The organism is Sphingomonas bacterium (assembly GCF_903642285.1).
In the GTDB taxonomy this organism is placed as follows: domain Bacteria; phylum Pseudomonadota; class Alphaproteobacteria; order Sphingomonadales; family Sphingomonadaceae; genus Sphingomonas.
Window position 1 is genome coordinate 203652 of the sequence record NZ_CAHJWJ010000001.1, and the last position, 20482, is coordinate 224133.

Annotated in this window: 21 protein-coding genes; 12 read left to right on the forward strand and 9 right to left on the reverse strand. The window is 67.6% G+C overall.

The annotated features are described in order from the left end of the window. From HUU99_RS01025 to HUU99_RS01055, 7 genes are all read left to right on the forward strand, one after another. Window positions 1–2007, forward strand: coding sequence for a M13 family metallopeptidase (locus tag HUU99_RS01025; protein ID WP_174284693.1), 2007 nt, complete (start codon window positions 1–3; stop codon window positions 2005–2007). Window positions 2008–2030: 23 nt separating this feature from the next. Beyond that, window positions 2031–4424 carry a hybrid sensor histidine kinase/response regulator gene (locus HUU99_RS01030; RefSeq protein ID WP_174284694.1) on the forward strand — a complete coding sequence of 798 codons (2394 nt, stop codon included), beginning with the start codon at window positions 2031–2033 and terminating at the stop codon, window positions 4422–4424. A gap of 61 nt (window positions 4425–4485) precedes the next feature. Further along, on the forward strand, window positions 4486–4842 hold the full coding sequence (locus HUU99_RS01035) for a response regulator (RefSeq protein ID WP_174284695.1): 357 nt from the start codon (window positions 4486–4488) through the stop codon (window positions 4840–4842). Window positions 4843–4885: 43 nt separating this feature from the next. Beyond that, window positions 4886–6607 carry a dihydroxy-acid dehydratase gene (gene ilvD, locus HUU99_RS01040; RefSeq protein WP_174284696.1) on the forward strand — a complete coding sequence of 574 codons (1722 nt, stop codon included), beginning with the start codon at window positions 4886–4888 and terminating at the stop codon, window positions 6605–6607. After that, a complete protein-coding gene (locus HUU99_RS01045; RefSeq protein WP_375380150.1) occupies window positions 6594–6965 on the forward strand; it encodes a hypothetical protein in 372 nt (123 codons plus the stop codon). Before ilvD ends, HUU99_RS01045 begins: the two co-directional genes overlap by 14 nt. Then, entirely contained in the window at window positions 6962–8338 is a 1377-nt protein-coding gene (locus HUU99_RS01050) for an NAD(P)H-hydrate dehydratase (protein WP_174284698.1), read from the forward strand. Before HUU99_RS01045 ends, HUU99_RS01050 begins: the two co-directional genes overlap by 4 nt. Then, on the forward strand, window positions 8335–9513 hold the full coding sequence (locus tag HUU99_RS01055) for a class I SAM-dependent RNA methyltransferase (RefSeq protein WP_254602845.1): 1179 nt from the start codon (window positions 8335–8337) through the stop codon (window positions 9511–9513). Before HUU99_RS01050 ends, HUU99_RS01055 begins: the two co-directional genes overlap by 4 nt. Here the strand turns inward: HUU99_RS01055 and truA are convergent. Beyond that, the gene (gene truA, locus HUU99_RS01060) at window positions 9503–10240 is read right to left on the reverse strand and encodes a tRNA pseudouridine(38-40) synthase TruA (RefSeq protein ID WP_174284699.1); all 738 of its coding nucleotides are present in this window, start codon (window positions 10238–10240) and stop codon (window positions 9503–9505) included. The genes HUU99_RS01055 and truA overlap by 11 nt on opposite strands. Further along, on the reverse strand, window positions 10237–11169 hold the full coding sequence (fmt, locus tag HUU99_RS01065) for a methionyl-tRNA formyltransferase (protein ID WP_174284700.1): 933 nt from the start codon (window positions 11167–11169) through the stop codon (window positions 10237–10239). Before fmt ends, truA begins: the two co-directional genes overlap by 4 nt. A 77-nt stretch (window positions 11170–11246) precedes the next feature. On the opposite strand from fmt, the gene recR reads away from it, so the two are divergent. The 5 genes from recR to HUU99_RS01090 all read left to right on the forward strand — a co-directional run bounded on the left by recR (window position 11247) and on the right by HUU99_RS01090 (window position 14959). After that, a complete protein-coding gene (recR, locus tag HUU99_RS01070) occupies window positions 11247–11843 on the forward strand; it encodes a recombination mediator RecR (protein ID WP_174284751.1) in 597 nt (198 codons plus the stop codon). A 13-nt stretch (window positions 11844–11856) separates the two neighbouring features. Then, window positions 11857–12213, forward strand: coding sequence for a VOC family protein (locus tag HUU99_RS01075; protein ID WP_174284701.1), 357 nt, complete (start codon window positions 11857–11859; stop codon window positions 12211–12213). Between the two features lie 32 nt (window positions 12214–12245). Further along, the gene (def, locus tag HUU99_RS01080) at window positions 12246–12767 is read left to right on the forward strand and encodes a peptide deformylase (RefSeq protein WP_174284702.1); all 522 of its coding nucleotides are present in this window, start codon (window positions 12246–12248) and stop codon (window positions 12765–12767) included. Between the two features lie 57 nt (window positions 12768–12824). Beyond that, window positions 12825–14186, forward strand: a complete 1362-nt coding sequence (locus tag HUU99_RS01085) for a DNA recombination protein RmuC (RefSeq protein WP_174284703.1) — start codon at window positions 12825–12827, stop codon at window positions 14184–14186. A 71-nt stretch (window positions 14187–14257) separates the two neighbouring features. Next, on the forward strand, window positions 14258–14959 hold the full coding sequence (locus HUU99_RS01090; RefSeq protein WP_174284704.1) for a hypothetical protein: 702 nt from the start codon (window positions 14258–14260) through the stop codon (window positions 14957–14959). A 20-nt stretch (window positions 14960–14979) separates the two neighbouring features. On the opposite strand, the gene HUU99_RS01095 is transcribed toward HUU99_RS01090, so the two are convergent. From HUU99_RS01095 to HUU99_RS01125, 7 genes are all read right to left on the reverse strand, one after another. Beyond that, complete coding sequence (locus HUU99_RS01095; RefSeq protein ID WP_174284705.1) at window positions 14980–15783, reverse strand: TrmH family RNA methyltransferase; 804 nt, start codon at window positions 15781–15783, stop codon at window positions 14980–14982. A gap of 218 nt (window positions 15784–16001) precedes the next feature. Continuing rightward, on the reverse strand, window positions 16002–16274 hold the full coding sequence (locus HUU99_RS01100) for an HPr family phosphocarrier protein (protein ID WP_174284706.1): 273 nt from the start codon (window positions 16272–16274) through the stop codon (window positions 16002–16004). Beyond that, entirely contained in the window at window positions 16271–16678 is a 408-nt protein-coding gene (locus HUU99_RS01105) for a PTS sugar transporter subunit IIA (protein ID WP_174284707.1), read from the reverse strand. Before HUU99_RS01105 ends, HUU99_RS01100 begins: the two co-directional genes overlap by 4 nt. Next, window positions 16675–17628 carry an RNase adapter RapZ gene (rapZ, locus tag HUU99_RS01110; protein WP_174284708.1) on the reverse strand — a complete coding sequence of 318 codons (954 nt, stop codon included), beginning with the start codon at window positions 17626–17628 and terminating at the stop codon, window positions 16675–16677. Before rapZ ends, HUU99_RS01105 begins: the two co-directional genes overlap by 4 nt. Then, window positions 17625–18056, reverse strand: coding sequence for an HPr kinase/phosphorylase (locus HUU99_RS01115; RefSeq protein WP_174284709.1), 432 nt, complete (start codon window positions 18054–18056; stop codon window positions 17625–17627). Before HUU99_RS01115 ends, rapZ begins: the two co-directional genes overlap by 4 nt. A 12-nt stretch (window positions 18057–18068) precedes the next feature. Continuing rightward, window positions 18069–19637, reverse strand: a complete 1569-nt coding sequence (locus tag HUU99_RS01120) for a sensor histidine kinase (RefSeq protein WP_174284710.1) — start codon at window positions 19635–19637, stop codon at window positions 18069–18071. Next, entirely contained in the window at window positions 19606–20316 is a 711-nt protein-coding gene (locus HUU99_RS01125) for a response regulator transcription factor (RefSeq protein WP_174284711.1), read from the reverse strand. The genes HUU99_RS01120 and HUU99_RS01125 overlap by 32 nt, the downstream gene beginning before the upstream one ends. Window positions 20317–20482 lie beyond the last annotated feature (166 nt).

A 20482-nucleotide genomic window follows, 5' to 3' on the forward strand; every position in this document is an offset into this window, starting at 1 on the left:
ATGAAGACGATGATCCTAACGAGCCTGCTCGCAGCGTCGGCGCTGGCCGGCGTCGCGGCGGTGCAGGCGCAGTCCGCCAAGCCGCAAATCGGCGATTTCGGGTTCGATACCGCCGGCATGGACCGCGCCGTCGCGCCGGGCGACGATTTCTACGCTTTCGCCGGCGGCACTTGGAGCAAGCAGACCGCGATCCCGGCCGACAAGTCCAGCTTCGGCGCGTTCGACGTGCTGGCGGACCTGTCCCGCTCGCGCACACACGACATCCTGGAGGCGCAGAAGGCGACGGGGTCGAAGATCGGCACGGCCTATGCCACCTATCTCGACACCGCGGCGATCGACGCGAAAGGCCTCGCGCCGATCAAGCCGTGGATGACGAAGATCGCCGGGCTGACCGACAAGGCGGGCTATCCGGCGTTGCTGGCGGAGGCGGACCGGATGGGCGTTCGCGGTCCGTTCGGCGGCGGCGTGGGGCAGGATGCGAAGCAGCCGTCGATCTATGCGCTCGGCCTGCGTCAGGGCGGGCTCGGCCTGCCCGACCGCGATTATTATCTCGATGCGAAGTTCGCGCCCCAGAAGGCGGCGTATCAGGCGCATATCGCGAAGATGTTCGCGCTGGCGGGCGAAGCGAATGCCGAGGCGCGCGCGAAGGCGATCGTCGATTACGAGACCGGCATCGCCACCGTCAGCTGGACCCGCGTCGAGAGCCGCGACGCGAACAAGACGTACAACAAGATGACCGTGGCCGAGCTGGAGAAGAGCGCGCCGGGCTTCGCCTTCGCGACCTGGTTCAAGGACATCGGCACGCCGGTCGATACGGTGATCGTAGGTCAGCCGACCGCGATCGCCGGCATCGCCAAGGCGATCGCCGACGCGCCGATCGCCGTGCTACGCGACCAGTTGCTGATGCGGTCGCTCGACGCCTATGCCGACGTGTTGCCGACCGCGTTCGACCAGGAGAATTTCGCCTTCTACGGCACGACGCTGTCGGGCACGCCGCAACAGGCGGTGCGCTGGAAGCGCGCGGTCGACTTCACCTCCGGCGCGCTGTCGGACGACGTATCGCAATTATATGTGAAGCAATATTTCCCGCCCGAGACGAAGGCCGCCGCCGACCAGCTGGTGAAGAACATCATCACCGCGATGAACGCACGGATCGAAAAGCTGAGCTGGATGGCACCCGAGACGAAGGCGAAGGCGCACGCCAAGCTGGCCGCGTTCACGCCGAAGATCGGCTATCCGTCGCAGTGGCATGACTATAGCGCGCTGACGATCACGCCGGGCGATGCCTATGGCAACCAGATGCGCGCCAATGGCTGGCAGCATGACTGGAACGTCGCGAAGCTGGGCAAGCCGCTGATGAAGTGGGAATGGGGCATGACGCCGATGACGGTGAATGCCTATGCCAACCCGGTAATGGTGGAGATCGTCTTCCCCGCCGCGATCCTGCAACCGCCCTTCTTCGATCCCAAGGCCGACCTGGCGGTCAATTACGGCGGGATCGGTGCGGTCATCGGCCACGAGATGAGCCATCATTTCGACGACCAGGGTGCGAAGTTCAACGCACGCGGCGAACTCGCCGATTGGTGGACGCCCACCGACGTCGCGAACTTCAAGGGCCTGACCGAGAAGCTGGCGGCGCAGTACGACGCGTATGAGCCGCTGCCGGGGGTGCACGTCAACGGCCACCTGACGCTCGGCGAGAACATGGCGGATCTGGCCGGTCTGACCGTGGCCTATGACGCGTACCACAAGGCGCTGGGCGGCAAGGCGGCCCCCATGATCGACGGCTTCACCGGCGATCAGCGCTTCTACCTCGGCTGGTCGCAGGTGTGGCGGCGCAACTACCGCGAGGCGCAGCTGAAGAAGCAGCTCGTCACCGATCCGCATTCGCCGTCGCAGCAGCGCGCGGATATCGTTCGCGACATGGACCCATGGTACGCCGCCTTCTCGCCAGCACCGACGGGCAAGCTGTACCTCGCGTCCGATGCGCGCGTCCGCGTCTGGTAGCGGCAGACGGGGACATCGATCCGATGGCGACGAGCGTCCCCGTATCGGCCGGCCATGATGCCGTCCGCAACGCCGCGATCGTGGCCGGCGCGGCGGCGCTGGTCGCGGCGTTGCTCGTCCTGTGGCTGGTCCATGACGTCGCCGCCGCGGCGGGGTTTCTCGCCGGCGGCGTGATCGCGATCGGCATGGTGGTCGTCTGGCGGCTGCTGGCACCGGTACCGGCGGAGCCGAATGCCGGTGCGATCGACTGGGGCTTCATTCGCTCGGTCGCCGCCGCCAGCGCGGATGCGGTCGCGATCACCGACCGGGCGGGCCGACTGGTGTGCGCGAACGACGCATACTCGGCGCTGTTCGACGGCTTCCCGACGCCGCCCGGGCTCCCCATCGCCGAAGCCGCGGTGACCGAACTCGGCAAGGTCGGGCGGATCGCGTGGCGCGACGGGCAGGCGCGGTTCGATTCTTTGCCGGTCGCGGGCGGCAAGCTGGCGGTCGCGATCGAGCGAACCGGCGAAGAGGCGGACATGCTCGTCTGGCGCTTCGCGATCGTCGACAGGCGGGATGCCCCGGACACGATCGATGCTGCGATCGCGGACGCTGCCGGCGACCGGCTCGGCACCGCCGGGATCATGGCGGCGACGATCGAGGCCGACGGCCGGGTCCGCGTCGCCAATCGCGTGTTGCGAAAGCGCGCGACGGGCAGCGCGGACGGTGCGATCGAGGGGCAGGATTTCGCCCGGTTCCTCATCACCGACAGCCGCGGGCTGGTGCGGTTCGAGCGCGAAGGGCTGGAGGGGACGCCGCTTCGCGTGCTGCAGATACCCTTTGGCGAGGGCGACGACGACGGGTCGCTGGTCGCCTTGCTCGACGAGGAGGACGACGCACCCGCGATCGGGGCCAGCGCCTCGGCGCATGTCCGCAGCCTCGTCAGCCTGATGCCCTTCGGCATGGCGCTGGTCGACCGCGACGGGCGGTTCCTGCAGATGAACGACTCGTTCGTCCGCGCCGCCGCGGTCGATCGCGCCGCGCCGCCGCTCTACCCGGGCGATCTGGTGGTGCGCGAGGACAAGACCGCGGTCGCCGACGCGATCCGCCGTTTCGCCGGCGGGGCGACGCATTCGACCGACATGGCGGTGCGGCTGAAGGATCACCCCGACGAACCCGTCGCGCTGACGATCGCCGGCGCGCGGGGGCTTGGCGATGCCGCGGTGTTGCTGAGCCTGAAGGACAATAGCGAGGAAAGCCGGTTGAAGCGCGAGGTCGCGCAGGCGACCAAGATGCAGGCGGTGGGGCAGCTTGCGGGCGGCGTCGCGCATGATTTCAATAATATCCTGACTGCGATCATCGGACACTGCGACCTGATGATGATGCGCCATTCGCCCGGCGACAGCGATTATGACGACATCCAGCAGATCCGCACCAATTCGAACCGCGCCGCGGGATTGACTCGGCAATTGCTGGCGTTCAGCCGCCAGCAGACGCTCCGTCCGCAGATCCTGCAGCTGCCCGACGTCGTGTCCGAAGTATCGAACCTGCTCAAGCGGCTGATGGGCGAGACGGTGCGGCTCGACGTGCAGCATGGCCGCGATCTGGGGCCGGTGCGTGCCGATCCCGGGCAATTGGAGCAGGTCGTCGTCAATCTGGCGGTCAATGCCCGCGACGCGATGCTCGGCGGCCCGCAAAAGGGCGGGATCAACGTCCTGTCGATCACGACACGCACGGTGACCGCGGCGGAGGTGCGGCAGATGGCGTCGGACATCCTGCCGATCGCCGACTACACCGCGCTGGTGGTGGCCGACACCGGCACCGGCATCCCGCCCGATATCCTGCCCAAGATCTTCGAACCGTTCTTCACCACCAAGGAAGTCGGGAAGGGCACCGGGCTCGGTCTCTCAACCGTCTACGGCATCGTCAAGCAATCGGGCGGCTATATCTTCGCCGAGACGCCGCCGGGTAAGGGCGCGGTATTCACGATCTATCTGCCGGTCCACGCCGCCGGCGGGGTGGCGCGCGCCCAGCCGGCGCGGCCCGCCCGACGGCCTGCGGAGATCTGGGGTACGGGCACGATCCTGCTGGTCGAGGACGAGGACATGGTCCGCGCCGTCGCCGAACGCGCGCTGACCCGGCAGGGCTATAGCGTGCTGACCGCGGAAAATGGCGAGGCGGCGCTGGAAGTATTGGAAACGAGCGGCCGGCCCGACCTGCTCATCAGCGACGTCGTCATGCCGACCATGGACGGCCCGACGATGGTCCGCATCGTACGCGAACGCTATCCTGATCTGCCGATCCTGTTCATGTCGGGCTATGCCGAGGAGCAGTTGCGCAAGTCGATCGACCTCGACAATGTTTCGTTTCTTCCCAAACCCTTTTCGGTGCAGCAGCTCGCCGAGGCGGCGCGGGATGTGCTGGCGGGGCATTAGGCTCCGCACCTAACGATCATGCCCCTTTGACGTTCTCGTGCGCATCGTTACAGGGGCATCGATGACCTCGCCGAAGCGTATTCTCGTCGTCGAAGACGAACCGTTGATCGCCATGATGCTGGAGGATTTTCTCGAGATCCTGGACAAGGATGTCGCGGGTACCGCCGACAGCGTCGCGAGCGCCTTGGCATTGATCCAGACCGGCAACGTCGACGCCGCGATCCTCGACGTGAATCTGCGCGGCGGCGAGAAGAGTGCACCCGTGGCGGACGCGCTGGCCGCGCGCGGCATCCCCTTCGTCTTCGCGACCGGCGGCAGCGCGGACAGCGAGCTCGGTTTGCATTCCGATCGGCCCCGGCTGCAGAAGCCGTTCACGATGGACGGCGTCGCACAGGCGCTGGACGCGCTCGGCGCGTAACGGACTTGCGCAGGCCGGTCGTCTCGCGACATAGGCGGTCGTCATGAGCAACCGTTTCGACAAATCGCGTCTTCCCAGCCGTCACGTCTCGGTCGGCCCCGAGCGCGCGCCGCATCGCAGCTATTATTATGCGATGGGGATAGCCGAGGAGGATATCGCCAAGCCCTTCGTCGGCGTCGCCAGCGCGGGCAATGACAGCGCGCCGTGCAACATCACGCTCGACGCGCAGGCGGCGGTCGCGACCCGGGGTGTCGTCGAGGGTGGCGGGATGCCGCGCCGGTTCAACACGATCACCGTCACCGACGGCATCGCGATGGGGCATCAGGGCATGAAGTCCTCGCTCGTCAGCCGCGAGGTCATCGCCGACTCGGTCGAACTCAGCGTCCGCGGGCATTGCTACGACGCGCTGATCGGCTTTGCGGGGTGCGACAAGTCGTTGCCGGGCATGATGATGGCGATGCTCCGGCTGAACGTGCCGTCGATCTTCGTCTATGGCGGCTCGATCCTGCCCGGGCGGTTCCACGACAAGGACGTGACCGTCGTCGACGTGTTCGAGATCGTCGGCAAATATGCGGCGGGCGCGTGCCCGTTGTCGGAGGTGCACGACCTGGAGAAGGTCGCCTGTCCCAGCGCCGGTGCCTGCGGGGGCCAGTTCACCGCCAACACCATGGCCTGCGTCGCCGAGGCGATCGGATTGTCCATCCCCAACAGCAACATGGCACCGGCTCCTTACAGCAGCCGCGAACAGATCGCGCATGCGGCAGGCGTGCAGATCATGGAGCTGATCGAACGCAATCTGCGCCCGCGCGACATCTGCACGCGCGACGCCTTCATCAACGCGGCGCGCGTAGTGGCGGCGACCGGCGGTTCGACCAACGCCGCGCTGCACCTGCCCGCGATGGCGCACGAGGCGGGGATCGCGTTCGATCTGTTCGACGTCGCCGAGATCTTCAAGACCACGCCGTACATCGCCGACCTGAAGCCCGGCGGCCGCTATGTCGCGAAGGACATGTACGAGGCGGGCGGCGTCTACATGCTGATGAAGACGCTGATGGAAGGCGGTTTCCTGAAAGGCGACTGTATGACCGTCAGCGGGCGCACGCTCGCCGAGAATATCGACGAGGTGACGTGGAATCCGGACCAGAAAGTGATCTACGACGTGAAGACGCCGCTGTCCCCAACCGGCGGCGTGGTCGGTCTGCGCGGCAGCCTGGCACCCGATGGCGCGATCGTGAAGGTCGCCGGGATGCACCGCCTGGTGTTCGAGGGGCCGGCGCGGGTGTTCGACTGCGAGGAGGATTGCTTCGCCGCGGTCGAGGCGCGGGGGATCAATGAGGGCGAGGTCATCGTCATCCGCTACGAAGGCCCCAAGGGCGGCCCCGGCATGCGCGAGATGCTGTCGACGACCGCGGCCTTGTACGGGCTGGGGCTGGGCGAGAAGGTCGCGCTAATTACCGACGGGCGTTTCTCGGGCGGGACGCGCGGGTTCTGCATCGGCCATGTCGGGCCGGAAGCGGCCGATGGCGGGCCGATCGCGCTGGTCGAGGATGGCGATACGATCCGGATCGATGCGGACGCGGGAACGATCGACCTGCTCGTCGCGGACGACGTACTGGCCGATCGCCGCGCGCGCTGGACGCCGCGGGCGACCGATTACGGCTCGGGTGCGCTGTGGCGCTATGCGAAGACGGTCGGGCCCGCTTACAGCGGCGCGGTGACGCACCCCGGAGCCTCCGCCGAAACGCATGTCTATGCGGATATCTAGCGCGGCGGTGCTGGCACTGCTCGCCGGCTGCCATGGACCGGCCACCGTGACGAACGACGCGGGTCCGGCGGCGGCGGACGACGAACGGATCGAATGCGCGCGCGGCGATGCCCCGATGGCGCGCGTCTGCACGGTCGACCGGCTGGCGGGCGAGGGTGGGCTGGTGCTGATCGTCCGCCACCCCGATGGCGCGTTCCACCGGTTGCTGGTGACGAAGGACGGCCGCGGCGTGATCGCGGCGGACGGCGCGCAGCGCGCGCTGGTGACGATCGTCATGCCGGAGACCATCGACGTCGCCATCGGCGGCGATCGCTATCGTTTGCCGGCAACGGTGAAGGCGAAGTCCGCGGCGTCATGATCGCGGTCGAAGGCCGGCCGATCCTGACCGCGGCGGAGATGCGTGCGGCCGAAATTGCGGCGATGACCGCCGACGTCACGGTCGATACGCTGATGGCGCGGGCGGGCGGCGCGGTCGCGACCGCGGTCCGGCGGTTGGCGGCGGGCGGTCCCGTGCTGGTCCTGTGCGGTCCCGGCAACAATGGCGGCGACGGCTACATCGCCGCGGCTCGGCTGAAGGCGGCGGGTGTCCCGGTGCGCGTGGCGGCATCGGCCGCCCCCGGCAGCGACGCGTTCCGGACGGCGGCGGCGGGCTGGGACGGACCGGTCGAAGCGCTCGGCGACGTCGCGCCCGCCCCCGTGCTGGTCGATGCGCTGTTCGGTACCGGCCTGTCGCGGCCGATCGACGACGCCGTTGCGACGCGGTTACGGGACCTGGCGGCCGCGGCGCGGCTGACGATCGCGGTCGATCTGCCGAGCGGTGTGTCGACCGACGATGGCGCGGTGCTGTCGCTGCCGCCGGTGTTCGATGTCGTGCTGGCTTTGGGTGCGGTGAAACCGGCGCATGTTCTTCAGCCAGCGGCGCGATACGCGCGGTCGGTGCGGCTGCTCGATATCGGGGTCGCGATGGATAGCGATGCGGCTGTCCTCGATCGGCCGTCCTTGCCGACGCCGGGGCCGGACGCGCAGAAATATACCCGCGGGATGGTCGCGGTCGTCGCCGGTTCGATGGCGGGCGCGGCCGAACTCGCCAGCGTCGCCGCGATGCGCGCGGGGGCGGGCTATGTGCTGCTGCTGGGCAAGACGGCGGGACCGCCGCACGCGCTGGTCCGCAAGCCGCTGGATGCGAAGACGATCGGCGACACGCGGATCGGCGCGCTGCTGGTCGGCCCCGGGCTCGGCCGCGACGACGAGGCGCGGGCGAAGCTCGATCTCGCGTTCGCCAGCGGTCGGCTGATGGTGATCGACGGCGATGCGCTGCATCTGGTCGATCCTGCCAGGATCGCCGCCCGCGCGCCCGGTGCGATCCTGACTCCGCATGGCGGCGAGTTCGACGCGCTGTTCGGCAAATCGGATGCGGACAAGATCGCCCGCACGCGCGATGCCGCGCGACGGTCGGGCGCGGTGGTCGTCTTCAAGGGTGCGGATACGGTGATCGCGTCGCCGACCGGTCGCGTCTGCGTGGCGGGAGGTACGAGCGACTGGCTCTCGACCGCCGGCACCGGCGACGTGCTGGCGGGAACGATCGCGGCTACCCGTGCGTCGGGGATGACGCCATTCGATGCCGCCTGCGCCGGCGTCTGGCTCCACGGCGAAGCGGCGCGGCGCGCGGGGCCGGCGTTCATCGCGGACGATCTGGCCGATGCGCTGACTGCGGCGCGAGCGTCGCTGTGAGCCTGATTACCCGCGTATCGGCGCGCGGTGAGGGTGTGGCGGAAGACGGCCGGCACGCCCCTTTTGCCGCGCCGGGCGACATGCTGACCCCGACGGGCGCGCTGGGCTGGGGGCCGCATCACCAGGTGCCGCCATGCCGCCACTTCCCGGTGTGCGGCGGGTGCCGGCTCCAGCAGCTCGACGACGAAAGTTACGCCGCGTTCGTCATCGACCGGATCGCCGACGCATTGGACGGGCAGGGACTCACCGCGCCGATCGCGCTCGCCTCGGTGTCGCCGCCGAAAAGCCGTCGTCGCGCGACGCTGCATGCGGAGGCGAAGGGCGGGCGGGTCACGCTCGGCTTCGCGGCGGCGGCGAGCCATGCGATCGTCGACATCCAGGAATGCCATATCCTGTCGCCGCAGCTGTTCGCGCTCGTCGCGCCGCTGCGCGGGCTGCTCCGGCGATTGCAGCTGAAACGGCGGAGCGACGTCCATCTGACGCTTGCCGATCAGGGGCCGGATATCCTCGTTACTAACGTCGCTGCGGACGGGTTGCCGGCGGCGGAGGCGATCACCGCCTTTTGCGAGCGCCACGGCGTCGCGCGGTTCGCGATCGACGACGGATCGGGGCCGGAGACGCGGTGGGAACCGGATGCGGCGACGATCACCCTCGGGGGCGTTGCGGTGCCGTTGCCGCATGCCGCGTTCCTGCAGGCGACCGCGGAGGGCGAGGCCGCGCTGGTCGCCGCGGTGCGCGACGCGGTGGCGGGGGCGGCGACGGTCGCCGACCTGTTCGCCGGGCTCGGCACGTTCGCGCTGTCGTTATCGGCGAAGGTCTATGCCGCGGAAGGATCGCGCGACGCGGTGACGGCGTTGAAAGGCGCGGCGCATCTGGCGCGTCGCCCGGTGTTCGCGGAATATCGCGACCTGTATCGACGGCCGCTGACGGTGGCGGAACTCGACCGGTTCGGCGCGGTCGTGCTCGATCCCCCGCGGGCCGGCGCGCGCGAGCAGATGGCGGCGCTGGCGGCTTGCCGGGTCGGATCGATCGCCTATGTCTCCTGCGATCCCAGCAGCTTCGCGCGGGATGCGAAGATCCTGTGCGAATCGGGATGGCGGATCGACTGGGTGCGGCCGGTCGGCCAGTTCCGCTGGTCGACGCATGTCGAGCTGGCGGCGCGGTTCAGTAGGTAGCCGACACGAAATACAGCCCGTCGGGCGGTGCGTTCAGCCCGAGCCGCGCCCGGTCGCGGGCCTCCAGCGCCAGGCGAAGGTCGTCCCGGGTCCAGCGCCCCATCCCGACGAGCGCGAGGCAGCCGACCATCGATCGTACCTGATGATGGAGGAACGACCGTGCCGCCGCCCTGACGACGACCGCGTCACCGTCGCGCGCGACGTCCAGCCGGTCGAGCGTGCGGAGCGGGCTGTCCGCCTGGCAATGCGCGGAGCGGAAAGTGGTGAAGTCATGCCGCCCGACGAGCGTCGCCGCACCCTCCGCCATCGCCGTCGCGTCGAGCGGCTGCGGCACTTGCCACGCCAGGCCGTTGCCGACCGTCAGCGGTGCGCGGCGGTTGACGATGCGGTATGCATAGGCGCGGCCAAGGCAGGAGAAGCGCGCATGCCAGTCGTCCGTGACCGCTTCGCAGGCCAATATCGCGACGGGGGCCGGGCGGGCGAGCGCGTTGAGCGCCTCCATCAGCCGGAACGGCACGACATCGGCGGCAAGATCGAGATGCGCGCGCATCGCCAGCGCGTGGACGCCGGCATCGGTGCGCCCGGCGGCATGGACCGCGACCCGCTCACCGGTCATCGCGAACACGGCGTCCTCCAGCGTCTGCTGCACGGTCGCACCATGTGCCTGGCGCTGCCAGCCCATGAACGGTCGACCGTCATATTCGATCGTCAACGCGTAGCGCGTCAAAGCTTGGTGCCCGGCGGAATCGGGAAGCCGCGGAGAAATTCTTGAACACTCATTGGTCCGCGGCCAGCGCGCTGAAGCGTGTCGGGACGGATGGCACCATTTCCGCAACCGATGCCAAGCTGATCGTCGAGAACCATGCCCGCCGTCGTCGGGAAATTGGTGCCGTAATCCGTCGGCCCAGCGCTCAGGATATTGGCGGTGTGTATCTTTATCCTCTCGCCATGGTGCTCAAACCAGGCCGATGGTGACGGACTAAAGGCACGGATTTGACGAGAAACTTGAGCTGCACCGATCGACCAGTCGATTCGCGCCTCCGCCTTGTCGATCTTTGCGGCATAGGTCGTGTCCGCGTCCGGTTGGTCTATTGGCGGGTAATGGTCGATATCGTCTAGCACCTCCACCATCGCCGCCGCGCCCAGCAACGCCAGTTCGTGAGTCAGATCGCCCGCGGTCTTGCCGCCGACGGACGTTCGGGCCTCAAGCCGCACCGGTCCGGTATCCAGCCCGGCCGCCATCTGCATGATCGCGACGCCGGTCTGCGCATCGCCCGCCAGGATCGCGCGCTGGATCGGTGCAGCCCCCCGCCAGCGCGGCAGCAACGAGGCGTGGACGTTGAGGCACCCGAGCCGCGGCATGTCCAGCACCGCCTGCGGGAGGATCAGGCCATAGGCCGCGACCACGCCGACATCGGCATCGAGCGCGGCGAGGCCCGCCTGCGCGTCCGGACCCCGCAGCGATACCGGCGACCGCACCGGAATGCCCAGCGCCTCCGCGCGGCGCTGCACCGGCGATGGCACCAGTTCGCGCCCGCGCCGCCCGCCCGGCCGCGGCGGCTGGGTATAGGCAGCGATCACATCATGTCCCGCGGCGACGAGCGTGTCCAGCACGGGCACCGCGAAGTCGGGGGTTCCCATGAAGACGATCTTCATCGTTCGCTTCGCCGTGGCCGCATCGCCGCCGCTTCAACGCGCTGGCGATGCGCGGCGCAACCCCCTATCGCCGCGTCATGGCATCCCCCGAGATCGAAGCGCTGACTCAGGCGTTGGCAAGGTTGCCCGGACTGGGACCGCGGTCCGCGCGACGTGCCGTGCTGCATCTGCTCAAGAAACGCGAAGGCGCGCTCGCGCCTTTGCTGTCGGCGCTCGTCGCGGTGGAGGCGCGGCTGGTGACGTGCGCGACCTGCGGCAATGTCGACACGCACGACCCGTGCAGCGTCTGTGTCGATCCGCGCCGCGACCAGCGATCGTTATGCGTGGTCGAGGAGGTAGCCGATCTTTGGGCGCTCGATCGGTCGCGGCTGTTCGCGGGGCGGTTCCATGTGCTGGGCGGCCGGCTGTCCGCGCTGGAGGGCGTGCGGCCGGAGGATCTGTCGATCGACCTGCTCGTCCGCCGGATCGAGGCGGGGGGGATCGACGAAGTGGTGCTGGCGACGAATGCGACGCTGGAGGGGCAGACGACCGCGCATTACATCGCCGACCGGATCGAACGGTTTCCGGTACGAGTCACCGAACTCGCGCATGGGTTGCCGGTCGGCGGCGAACTGGATTATCTTGACGAGGGAACGCTGGCGCAAGCGCTGCGTGCACGGCGGCCGGTGGCTTGAGGGGGGAATTGCGATGGCGGTGACGGGCATTGGCGGCATCTTCGTCCGGGCGAAAGACCCCAAGGCGCTCGCGACCTGGTACCGCGAGCATCTGGGCGTGGGTGCCGGCAAATATGGCAAGTGGACGCCGGAGACCGGCCCCAGCGTTTTCACCACCTTCGCGCACGACAGCGATTATTTTCCGGTCGATCGCCAGTACATGCTCAACTTCCGCGTCACCGATCTCGACGCGATGCTGGCTACCCTTTCCAGCGGGGGCATCGCGGTCGTTACGAAGCCCGAATGGGACGTACCCGGCGTCGGGAGGTTCGCCCGCATCCACGATCCGGAGGGGAACCCCATCGAACTATGGGAACCGCCGGTCGCTTGACGCACGCGCGCCGCTTTCTTAGCTGACGCGCCATGTCCGTCCTCCCTATCGTCGAAGTTCCCGATGCCCGCCTGCGCGTGCTATCCGCGCCCGTCGAGACGGTCGACGACGATATCCGTCGGCTGATCGCTGACATGACCGAAACGATGTATGCCGCGAAGGGGATCGGCCTCGCCGCGATCCAGGTCGGTGTCGCCAAGCGGGTCGTCGTCATCGATCTTCAGGAGGAGGACGAGGACGGCAAGCCGATCCGCGACCCGCACGCCTATGTGAACCCCGAGGTGATCGAGGCGAGCGACGAGGTATCGGCCTATAATGAGGGTTGCCTGTCGATCCCGGAGCAATATGCCGAGGTCACGCGTCCCTCGCGCTGCCGGGTGCGCTGGCTGGACGAAGAAGGCGCCCTGCACGAGGAGGATCTGGACGGGCTTCTGTCGACCTGCATGCAGCATGAGATCGATCACTGCGACGGGATATTGTTCATCGACCATGTCTCGCGATTGAAACGCGATATGTTGCTCAAGAAACTCGCCAAGGCGCGCAAGGCCGCCTGAGGAAAGCGCTGGCCGCTCGGCTTCGTTCGATCTATGTTCCCGTCAGAGGGAGCTGACATGGTCGAACTGGTTATCGTCGCCATATTGGGAGCCGCCGCCGGCCTGGCGCTTGGCTGGCTGATCGCGAGCCGGCGCTCCGGTGGACTGGCGAGCGACCTGGCCGTCGCGCGGAGCCGGGCGGCGGATGGCGACCTCGTTCGCCAAGCACGCGACGCGGTCGAACGTGAGCGCAACGAGGCGATGCAGGAGGTCGCCCGGTTGCGCGCGCAAGTGGACGAACGGCAGGCCGCGCATCTCGCGACGTTGCAGCAGCTGAAAGAAGCCGAAGTTGCGATGACCGCGCAATTCGGGGCCGCTGCCGCCAGGGCGCTGGAGACCGCGCAGGCGCAGTTCCTGGAACGCGCCGATGCGCGCTTCCGCCAGTCCGAAGAGGCGGCGGGGCAGAATCTGAAATCGATGTTGCAGCCCGTCAGCGACCGGTTGCTGAAATACGAGGAGACCGTCGCCAAGGTGGAGACCGAACGCCGAAGCGCGTTCGATCAGCTCGAAGGACAGCTGAAGGACTTGCGGATCGGCCAGGACAAGGTGTCGAGCGAGGCGGCGAAATTGGTCAATTCGCTTCGCAACGCGCCCAAGTCGCGCGGGCGATGGGGCGAGCAACAGCTGAAGAACGTGCTGGAGACCTGTGGCCTCAGCGAACACACCGATTTCCAGACCGAGGTCAGCGTCGCGCACGAGGATGGCGGGCGTCTGCGGCCCGATGCGATCGTGCGCGTCCCCGGCGGCCGCAGCCTGGTGATCGACGCCAAGGTGTCGCTCAACGCCTATCAGGATGCCTTCGGTGCGGTCGACGAGGCGGAACGCGACCGCGGACTCGCCGCGCATGCCGGATCGATGCGCGCGCATGTCAACGGGCTGGGCAACAAGGCGTATTGGAGCCAGTTCGCCGATGCGCCCGACTATGTCATCATGTTCGTACCCGGCGAGCATTTCCTGTCCGCCGCGCTGGAACATGATCCGACCTTGTGGGACTTCGCGTTCGAGAAGCGGGTGCTGCTCGCGACGCCGACCAATCTCATCGCGATCGCGCGGACCGTCGATGCGGTCTGGCGGCAGGAGAAGATGGCCAAGCAGGCGCAGGATATCGGTGCGCTCGGCAAGGAATTGTACGACCGGCTGGCCAAGGCGGCAGGGGATCTGCGCAAGGTCGGTGGTGGCCTGACCACCGCGGTCAACAACTACAACGCTTTCGTCACCAGTTTCGAGACGCGCACGCTCGTGACCGCGCGCAAGTTCCGCGATTTGAACATCGAAACGGGCGCTCGCGAGATCGAGGATGTCGCTCCCGTCGAAGCGCTGGCTCGCTACGGGGATATGCCGGCGCTGACCGACGCCGCCGCGATCGGCGACGAGCGATAGGTCGCGACCTCCGATTTCGCGTCGCGCCCATTGGTTTCAACGTTTGGTCGATAATTTAGAACGGTCTGCCGATGATCCGCGAGGTGAACTGCGGGTTAACGACGGCCGCATTGTCTATGTCAGGAATGCGGGATGGCAACGGGCCGGACCGATCGACTGAGGTAACGGTCATGCGGATCGCAGTTTCGGCAACGGCAGCGGCAGTGGTAATGGTTTTGGGGCTGGTGTCCCCGGCTATGGCCGCGGATGCGCCGGTCCCTTTCGGCGGAACGGCGATGTCGATGCACGACGCCGTCGCCAACGGGCCGCTGATCGAAGCGCGTTTCGGTGACGACGACAAGGTGCAGTTCCAGCAATTCCGGGCACTCGTCGGCGACCAGTTCACCGCCGATGCACCCTTCCGCCACCGGCTCGGCAGCAAGATGATGGAATATTATCCGGTCGCGAATAGCGGTTTTCATCTTTCGACCGGCGTGCATTACTTCAACACCACCAACTTCAGCCGTGAAGCCGAAAAACTGAGCCCCGTGCTCTGGTCACCGTCCAACCGCGGTTTCGGCAGCATCCGCACGGGCTTCAAGCGCAAGACTCCGGCGATGACGGCAGGCTACACGCAGACGGTGGCGAACAAGCTGGCGTTCGGACTCGAAGCGGGCACGCTGTTCGGACGGGTCAATTCGAACATGCCGCACTTCGGTCAGAACTTCAGCGAGTCGGGCATGAGCATGCGGCTGAACCCGGTCGCGGCATTCACGATGGCGATGAAGTTCTGATCGCCGGAGAATTCCGATTATCAGGCGCGTTCGCCGCGGGCGAGCACCTCGTACGCCATCACCGCAGTCGCAACCGCCGCGTTGAGGCTGTCGGCCTTGCCGAGCATCGGGATCTTCACCAGCAGGTCGCACGCCGCGGCGTAGTCCGCAGGCATGCCGTGCGCCTCGTTTCCCGTCAGGAGGAAGGTCGGCGCGGTGTAGGTCGCAGCGCGATAGTCGGTGTCGGTGTCGAGGCTGAGCCCTACCAATTGCCCCGGTCCCGCCCGCAGCCAGTCCAGAAACGAGGGCCATTCGCTGCGCACGACGGGGATCGTGAACAGCGCCCCCATGCTGGCGCGGACGGCCTCCACCGAAAACGCATCGACGCATTCGCCGATCAGGATCAGCCCACCCGCACCGACCGCGTCCGCGGTACGCAGGATGGTGCCGAGATTGCCGGGATCGCGCAGCCGCTCCGCCACCAGCCAGATCGCCGCGCGCGTTCGGTCGAGATCGGTGAGCGTCCGTTCGAATTCGTCGAAGATTCCCACAACCGCTTGCGGGTTGTCCTTGCCCGACAGCTTGGACAGGATGTCGGGCGTCGTCTGGATCGACTCGCCGCCCGCCGCTTCGACATCCACCGACAACGCATGGACGAGTGGATGGTCCGCGCTGGCCGCGGCGTAGAACAGGGTAGCGGGCAGGCGTCCGCTGTCGCGCGCCTCGGTCAGGATACGCAATCCCTCCGCCAGGAACTGCCGCGCCGCCCGGCGATGCCGCTTGTCGCGCAAATCGCGGGCGTATTTGACGAGCGGGTTCGAAAAGGCGGTGATTTCGCGGGGCATGGCGCGGCTGCCGTAACCCTAGCCGAAGGCTAGGGGAAGGCGCGAAGCCGCACCGGCCGGCGGGGCCAGCAGCCTCGACCGACGACGCGGCTTCGCCGCGGCGCGACACCCTCGCGAGCGAGCGGCGCGGCAAAGCCACGCCGTCGGTCGTCGCCAGGCGACGCCGTCCGTAGCGGCGGAAAGGTCGACGAGATCGCGTGGCGATCCCGTCGGTGCCGCTAGTCTTCCCCGAACTTCCCCTCGACCAGCGCGCAAACCGCCCCGACCGCCGCGTCCGCACCATCGCCGGTGGCACTGATCGTGATCGCGTCACCCATCGCCGCGCCGAGCATCATCAATCCCATGATCGACGTGCCGGTGACGCTGCCCGACCCATCCTTCGCGACGTGCAATTCGCACGGCAGCGTCGATGCCAACGTCACGAACTTGGCGCTGGCCCGCGCGTGGAGGCCGCGACGGTTGGTGATGACGACGGTCCGCGACACGCTCACGCCGCGGCCGACCCCAGAACCTCGGACGCGACCGAGATGTATTTGCGCCCCGCCTCGCGCGCGGCGGCGACCGCGTCGACGACCTTCATCGACTTGCGCGCGGACCCGAGCCGGATCAGCATCGGCAAGTTCATCCCGGCGATCACCTCGACCTGGCCGCGCTCCATCAGGGATATCGCGAGGTTCGACGGCGTGCCGCCGAACAGGTCGGTCAGCAGGATGACGCCGCGGCCGGCATCCGTTGCGGCGATCGCGGCTGCGATATCCGCGCGGCGTTCCTCCATATCGTCGTCCGCACCGATCGCGATCGTCGCGACGCGCTCTTGCGGGCCGACGACATGAATCATCGCGGTAAGGAATTCTTCCGCGAGCCGGCCATGCGTCACCAGTACGAGGCCGATCATCGCGCTTGCTTGTCCCGCATTTGCTGTTCAGACGTCATGTCGCCGACCGATGATCCTTCAAGCGCGTCCTGCGGTGCCGCCGCCAGATCACGGTGTGCGATGGTGAGCGAAAAACCCGCTTCGTGCAACCGGCGAGCGATCCGGTCCGCGACATGGACCGATCGGTGTCTCCCCCCGGTACAGCCGATCGCGACGGTAACGTAGGATTTCCCCTCCGCCGCATAGCGCGGGACCAGCAGCAGCAGCAGGTCCTCGATCCGCGACACCGCCGCTTCATAGGCCGGGTCCGCCGCGACATAGGCGGCGACGTCGGCGTCCAGCCCCGTACCGGGGCGCAGCACCGGGTCCCAATGCGGATTGCGTAGGAAGCGCATGTCGAAGACCAGATCGGCACCGCGGGGAATGCCGCGCGAAAAGCCGAACGACATGACCGACAATGTCGGCTGGCCGTGCGCCTCGTCGCCGAAGGTCGTGCGGACCTGTTGCGCCAGTTCGTTGGCAGTCAGCATAGTGGTGTCGATCAGTCGATTGGCGAAATCGCGGAGCGGTGCCAGCAATTCGCGTTCGCGGGCGATGCCGTCGGCCGCCGGATGATCGGGGGCAAGCGGATGCCGGCGACGCGTTTCGGAATAACGCCGTTCGAGTTCGCCGTCCGCGCAGTCCAGGAACAGCGTCCCGATCTCGACCGTGCCGGACGTCTGCAGCGTGCGGATACGGCCGATGATCCGCGCCGGATCGAAATCGCGCGTTCTCGCACCGATACCGATCGCCAGCGGCTGCGAGCGTCCGGCCGCCGCGGCCGGTAGCGGCGCGTCGAGCAACCGGTCGAGCAACGCGAGCGGCAGGTTGTCGACGACTTCCCAGCCGAGATCTTCCAGCGTCTTCAGCACCGTGGACTTCCCCGCCCCCGAAAGCCCGGTGACGAGGAGGATCGGCGTGCCGTCGCTCATTCGATCGTCTCGCCCCGGAGCGCGAGTTCGAGCTTGATGGTAGCCGACGCGGGGCGGGGATCGAGCACGAACTGGCGGATATCGATTCCCGCGATCTTGCGCAGCCGACGTTCGGGCATCCGCTCGGGCGTCGGATCGAGCCGTACGAGGAGCGCGACGGGGATGTCGTCGGCATGCGGCATCGCGACGATGCCGAGCCCGCGGACTTCGATCCGGCCGGCGATCGTCATCGCCGGTACCCGCGCGTGCAGGTTCGTGCCGACGCGAACGCACAGCGTGTAGTCGTCGCTGATAAGCACCGCACCGCGATCGATCAGCCGAAGCGCCAGGTCCGACTTGCCGGCCCCGGACGGCCCCTCGATCATCACCGCGCGCCCGCCGACCGCGACGCAGGTGGCGTGAATCGTTTCGGAGGAGATCGTGGCCATGAGGCTTTCCGTTCAGTCGGGATCGGCGAGCGGCAATCGGACGACGAAGCGCGCGCCGCTCAGCCTGTCCTCGCGCGATTCGACCATGATCGCGCCCTGATGCCCGTCGACGATGGTGCGCGCAATGGCGAGGCCCAGCCCGGAATGGCGACCAAAGGCCTCGCTTTGCGGACGGATCGACTGGAAGCGGCGGAAGATCGCATCGCGCGCCTCCTCCGGTACGCCCGGGCCGTCGTCCTCGACCCGAACGACCATGTCGCGTCGTTCGCGCAGCGCGGCGATCGCCACGATGCTGTCCTGCGGCGAAAAGGACAGCGCGTTGTCGATCAGGTTTTCGAACACGCGCTCCAGCCGCGCGCCTTCGCCGAGCGCCACGAGCGGCACATCGGGATCGTGATCGAACACGATCCGGATGCCGCGTTCGATCCCCCGGGTTACGCGCTGCGCCACCAATCCGTCGATCATGATACCGATATCCACCGGCTCGAACTTGGCGCGGCTGAGCTGCGCATCGAGCCGCGACGCTTCGGAAATATCGGTGATCAGCCGGTCCAGTCGGTGGACGTCGTCCCGGACGATCGCGAACAGCTGGTCACGAAGCGCCGAATCGCGGACCGTCGTCAGCCCCTCGACCGCGGACCGAAGCGACGCGAGCGGGTTCTTCAGTTCGTGCGTCACATCCGCCGCGAACGCCTCGGTGGCATCGATCCGGGCCCGCAGCGCAAGGCTCATGTCCGACAGCGCACGGGCCAGCATGCCGAGTTCGTCGCGGCGCGAGGGCAGGCGGGGCACCACCACTTCGCGTGCCCGCCCCAGCCGGACGCGGACCGCGGCGCGGGCGAGGCGTCGCAGCGGGCGGACGATGGTGCGGGCAAGGAACAACGACAACAGGATCGATACGACCGACACTGCCGCCAGCACGATGCCGAGACGAAACCGTTCGATCCGCACCGTTTCCGTGATGTCGCGGGCGTTGACCGTGGACATCACGACGCCGCCCCCGGGCAGTGGCGCGGCGGCGGTGATGACGGGGGTGCGGTCGGGCGCGCGCCAGACCGTCGTCGATACCGCATCGGTCGCGCGCGCCGCGGTGACGTCGGGCCACGGATCGCCGGCTGCGCGTTCGCGGTACAGGGGCGGTCGCGGTGCCATGACGACCGTATCGATCATCGCATCGAGCAGTCGCGCCGCGACCTGGCCGCGGCCTTGCCGATCGGGATCGAGCAGCACGAAATTGCGCGTGCCGAGCAACCGGCTATCCGCCGCGACGCCGCCGCTGGCATCGATCAGGCGGATGCGCGATCCGGTATCCTCCGCCAGCCGGACGATCAGCGCGCTACGTTCCCCCGGATCGACCGACGCGATCGCCTCCCCGACCAGCCGCACTTCGCGCCCGGCCTGCGCGACCCGGCTGTCGACGATCCGGCTACGGTATGAATCGAGATAGAAGAACCCGCCCGCCAGCAACGCCAGTGCGAAGATGTTGACCGCCAGGATGCGCCGGGTCAGCGAGATCTGACCCGACCAGCGAAGCGTCAGATCGCGGTCTTCATTCGTCCGAAAAACGGTACCCGGCCCCATAAAGCGTTTCGATGGCATCGAACGAGTCGTCGATCTCCCGGAACTTGCGCCGCAGCCGCTTGATATGGCTGTCGATCGTGCGATCGTCGACATAGATGTCGTCCTGATAGGCGGCATCCATCAGCTGGTTGCGCGTCTTCACGATGCCCGGCCGCTGCGCCAGCGTTTCGAGGATCATGAATTCGGTGACGGTCAGCGTGACGGGCCGATCGTTCCAGAAGGTGCGATGGCGGGCCGGGTCCATCGTCAGCCGGCCGCGGACGATCGGGCCGGTCGCTCCCTCGATTTCGGGCTCGCCGCTGCTCGGCTGCGCGCTTTCGGAACGGCGCAGGATGGCTCTGATGCGGGCGATCAGCAGACGTTGCGAGAACGGCTTGGCGATGTAATCGTCCGCACCCATCGCAAGGCCAAGCGCCTCGTCCAGTTCATCGTCCTTGCTGGTCAGGAAGATGACCGGGATCTGGCTTTTCTCGCGAAGCCGGCGGAGAAGCTCCAGCCCGTCCATCCGTGGCATCTTGATGTCGAAGATCGCCAGATCGGGCGGGTTGTCGACCAGCGCCTTCAGCGCCGTTTCGCCGTCCGAATAGACGCGGGTCAGAAATCCCTCGGTCTGCAACGCGATCGACACCGAGGTCAGGATGTTGCGATCGTCATCGACGAGCGCGATCGAAGCCGTCATCGCGGTGGGGCGACCTTGTCTCGTTGCCCTTGCGGGCTATACCAGGAATGCAGAACGCTCAACCGGCTATATCCCCGTCATTTGACCGACCGTCGCCCTGCGATTATGCGCTTTTCCGGGAAATGCATATGTGCACGGCGTCGACCGTGTCCGATGCCAGGTTTGA

Excerpts from the sequence above, each read along its gene's own strand:
- HUU99_RS01025 (WP_174284693.1), top strand. The coding sequence starts at position 1 with ATGAAGACGATGATCCTAACGAGCCTGCTCGCAGCGTCGGCGCTGGCC.
- HUU99_RS01030 (WP_174284694.1), top strand. The coding sequence starts at position 2,031 with ATGGCGACGAGCGTCCCCGTATCGGCCGGCCATGATGCCGTCCGCAAC.
- HUU99_RS01035 (WP_174284695.1), top strand. The coding sequence starts at position 4,486 with ATGACCTCGCCGAAGCGTATTCTCGTCGTCGAAGACGAACCGTTGATC.
- ilvD (WP_174284696.1), top strand. The coding sequence starts at position 4,886 with ATGAGCAACCGTTTCGACAAATCGCGTCTTCCCAGCCGTCACGTCTCG.
- HUU99_RS01045 (WP_375380150.1), top strand. The coding sequence starts at position 6,594 with ATGCGGATATCTAGCGCGGCGGTGCTGGCACTGCTCGCCGGCTGCCAT.
- HUU99_RS01050 (WP_174284698.1), top strand. The coding sequence starts at position 6,962 with ATGATCGCGGTCGAAGGCCGGCCGATCCTGACCGCGGCGGAGATGCGT.
- fmt (WP_174284700.1), bottom strand. The coding sequence starts at position 11,169 with ATGAAGATCGTCTTCATGGGAACCCCCGACTTCGCGGTGCCCGTGCTG.
- recR (WP_174284751.1), top strand. The coding sequence starts at position 11,247 with ATGGCATCCCCCGAGATCGAAGCGCTGACTCAGGCGTTGGCAAGGTTG.
- HUU99_RS01075 (WP_174284701.1), top strand. The coding sequence starts at position 11,857 with ATGGCGGTGACGGGCATTGGCGGCATCTTCGTCCGGGCGAAAGACCCC.
- def (WP_174284702.1), top strand. The coding sequence starts at position 12,246 with ATGTCCGTCCTCCCTATCGTCGAAGTTCCCGATGCCCGCCTGCGCGTG.
- HUU99_RS01085 (WP_174284703.1), top strand. The coding sequence starts at position 12,825 with ATGGTCGAACTGGTTATCGTCGCCATATTGGGAGCCGCCGCCGGCCTG.
- HUU99_RS01090 (WP_174284704.1), top strand. The coding sequence starts at position 14,258 with ATGATCCGCGAGGTGAACTGCGGGTTAACGACGGCCGCATTGTCTATG.
- HUU99_RS01095 (WP_174284705.1), bottom strand. The coding sequence starts at position 15,783 with ATGCCCCGCGAAATCACCGCCTTTTCGAACCCGCTCGTCAAATACGCC.
- HUU99_RS01105 (WP_174284707.1), bottom strand. The coding sequence starts at position 16,678 with ATGATCGGCCTCGTACTGGTGACGCATGGCCGGCTCGCGGAAGAATTC.
- rapZ (WP_174284708.1), bottom strand. The coding sequence starts at position 17,628 with ATGAGCGACGGCACGCCGATCCTCCTCGTCACCGGGCTTTCGGGGGCG.
- HUU99_RS01115 (WP_174284709.1), bottom strand. The coding sequence starts at position 18,056 with ATGGCCACGATCTCCTCCGAAACGATTCACGCCACCTGCGTCGCGGTC.
- HUU99_RS01120 (WP_174284710.1), bottom strand. The coding sequence starts at position 19,637 with ATGGGGCCGGGTACCGTTTTTCGGACGAATGAAGACCGCGATCTGACG.
- HUU99_RS01125 (WP_174284711.1), bottom strand. The coding sequence starts at position 20,316 with ATGACGGCTTCGATCGCGCTCGTCGATGACGATCGCAACATCCTGACC.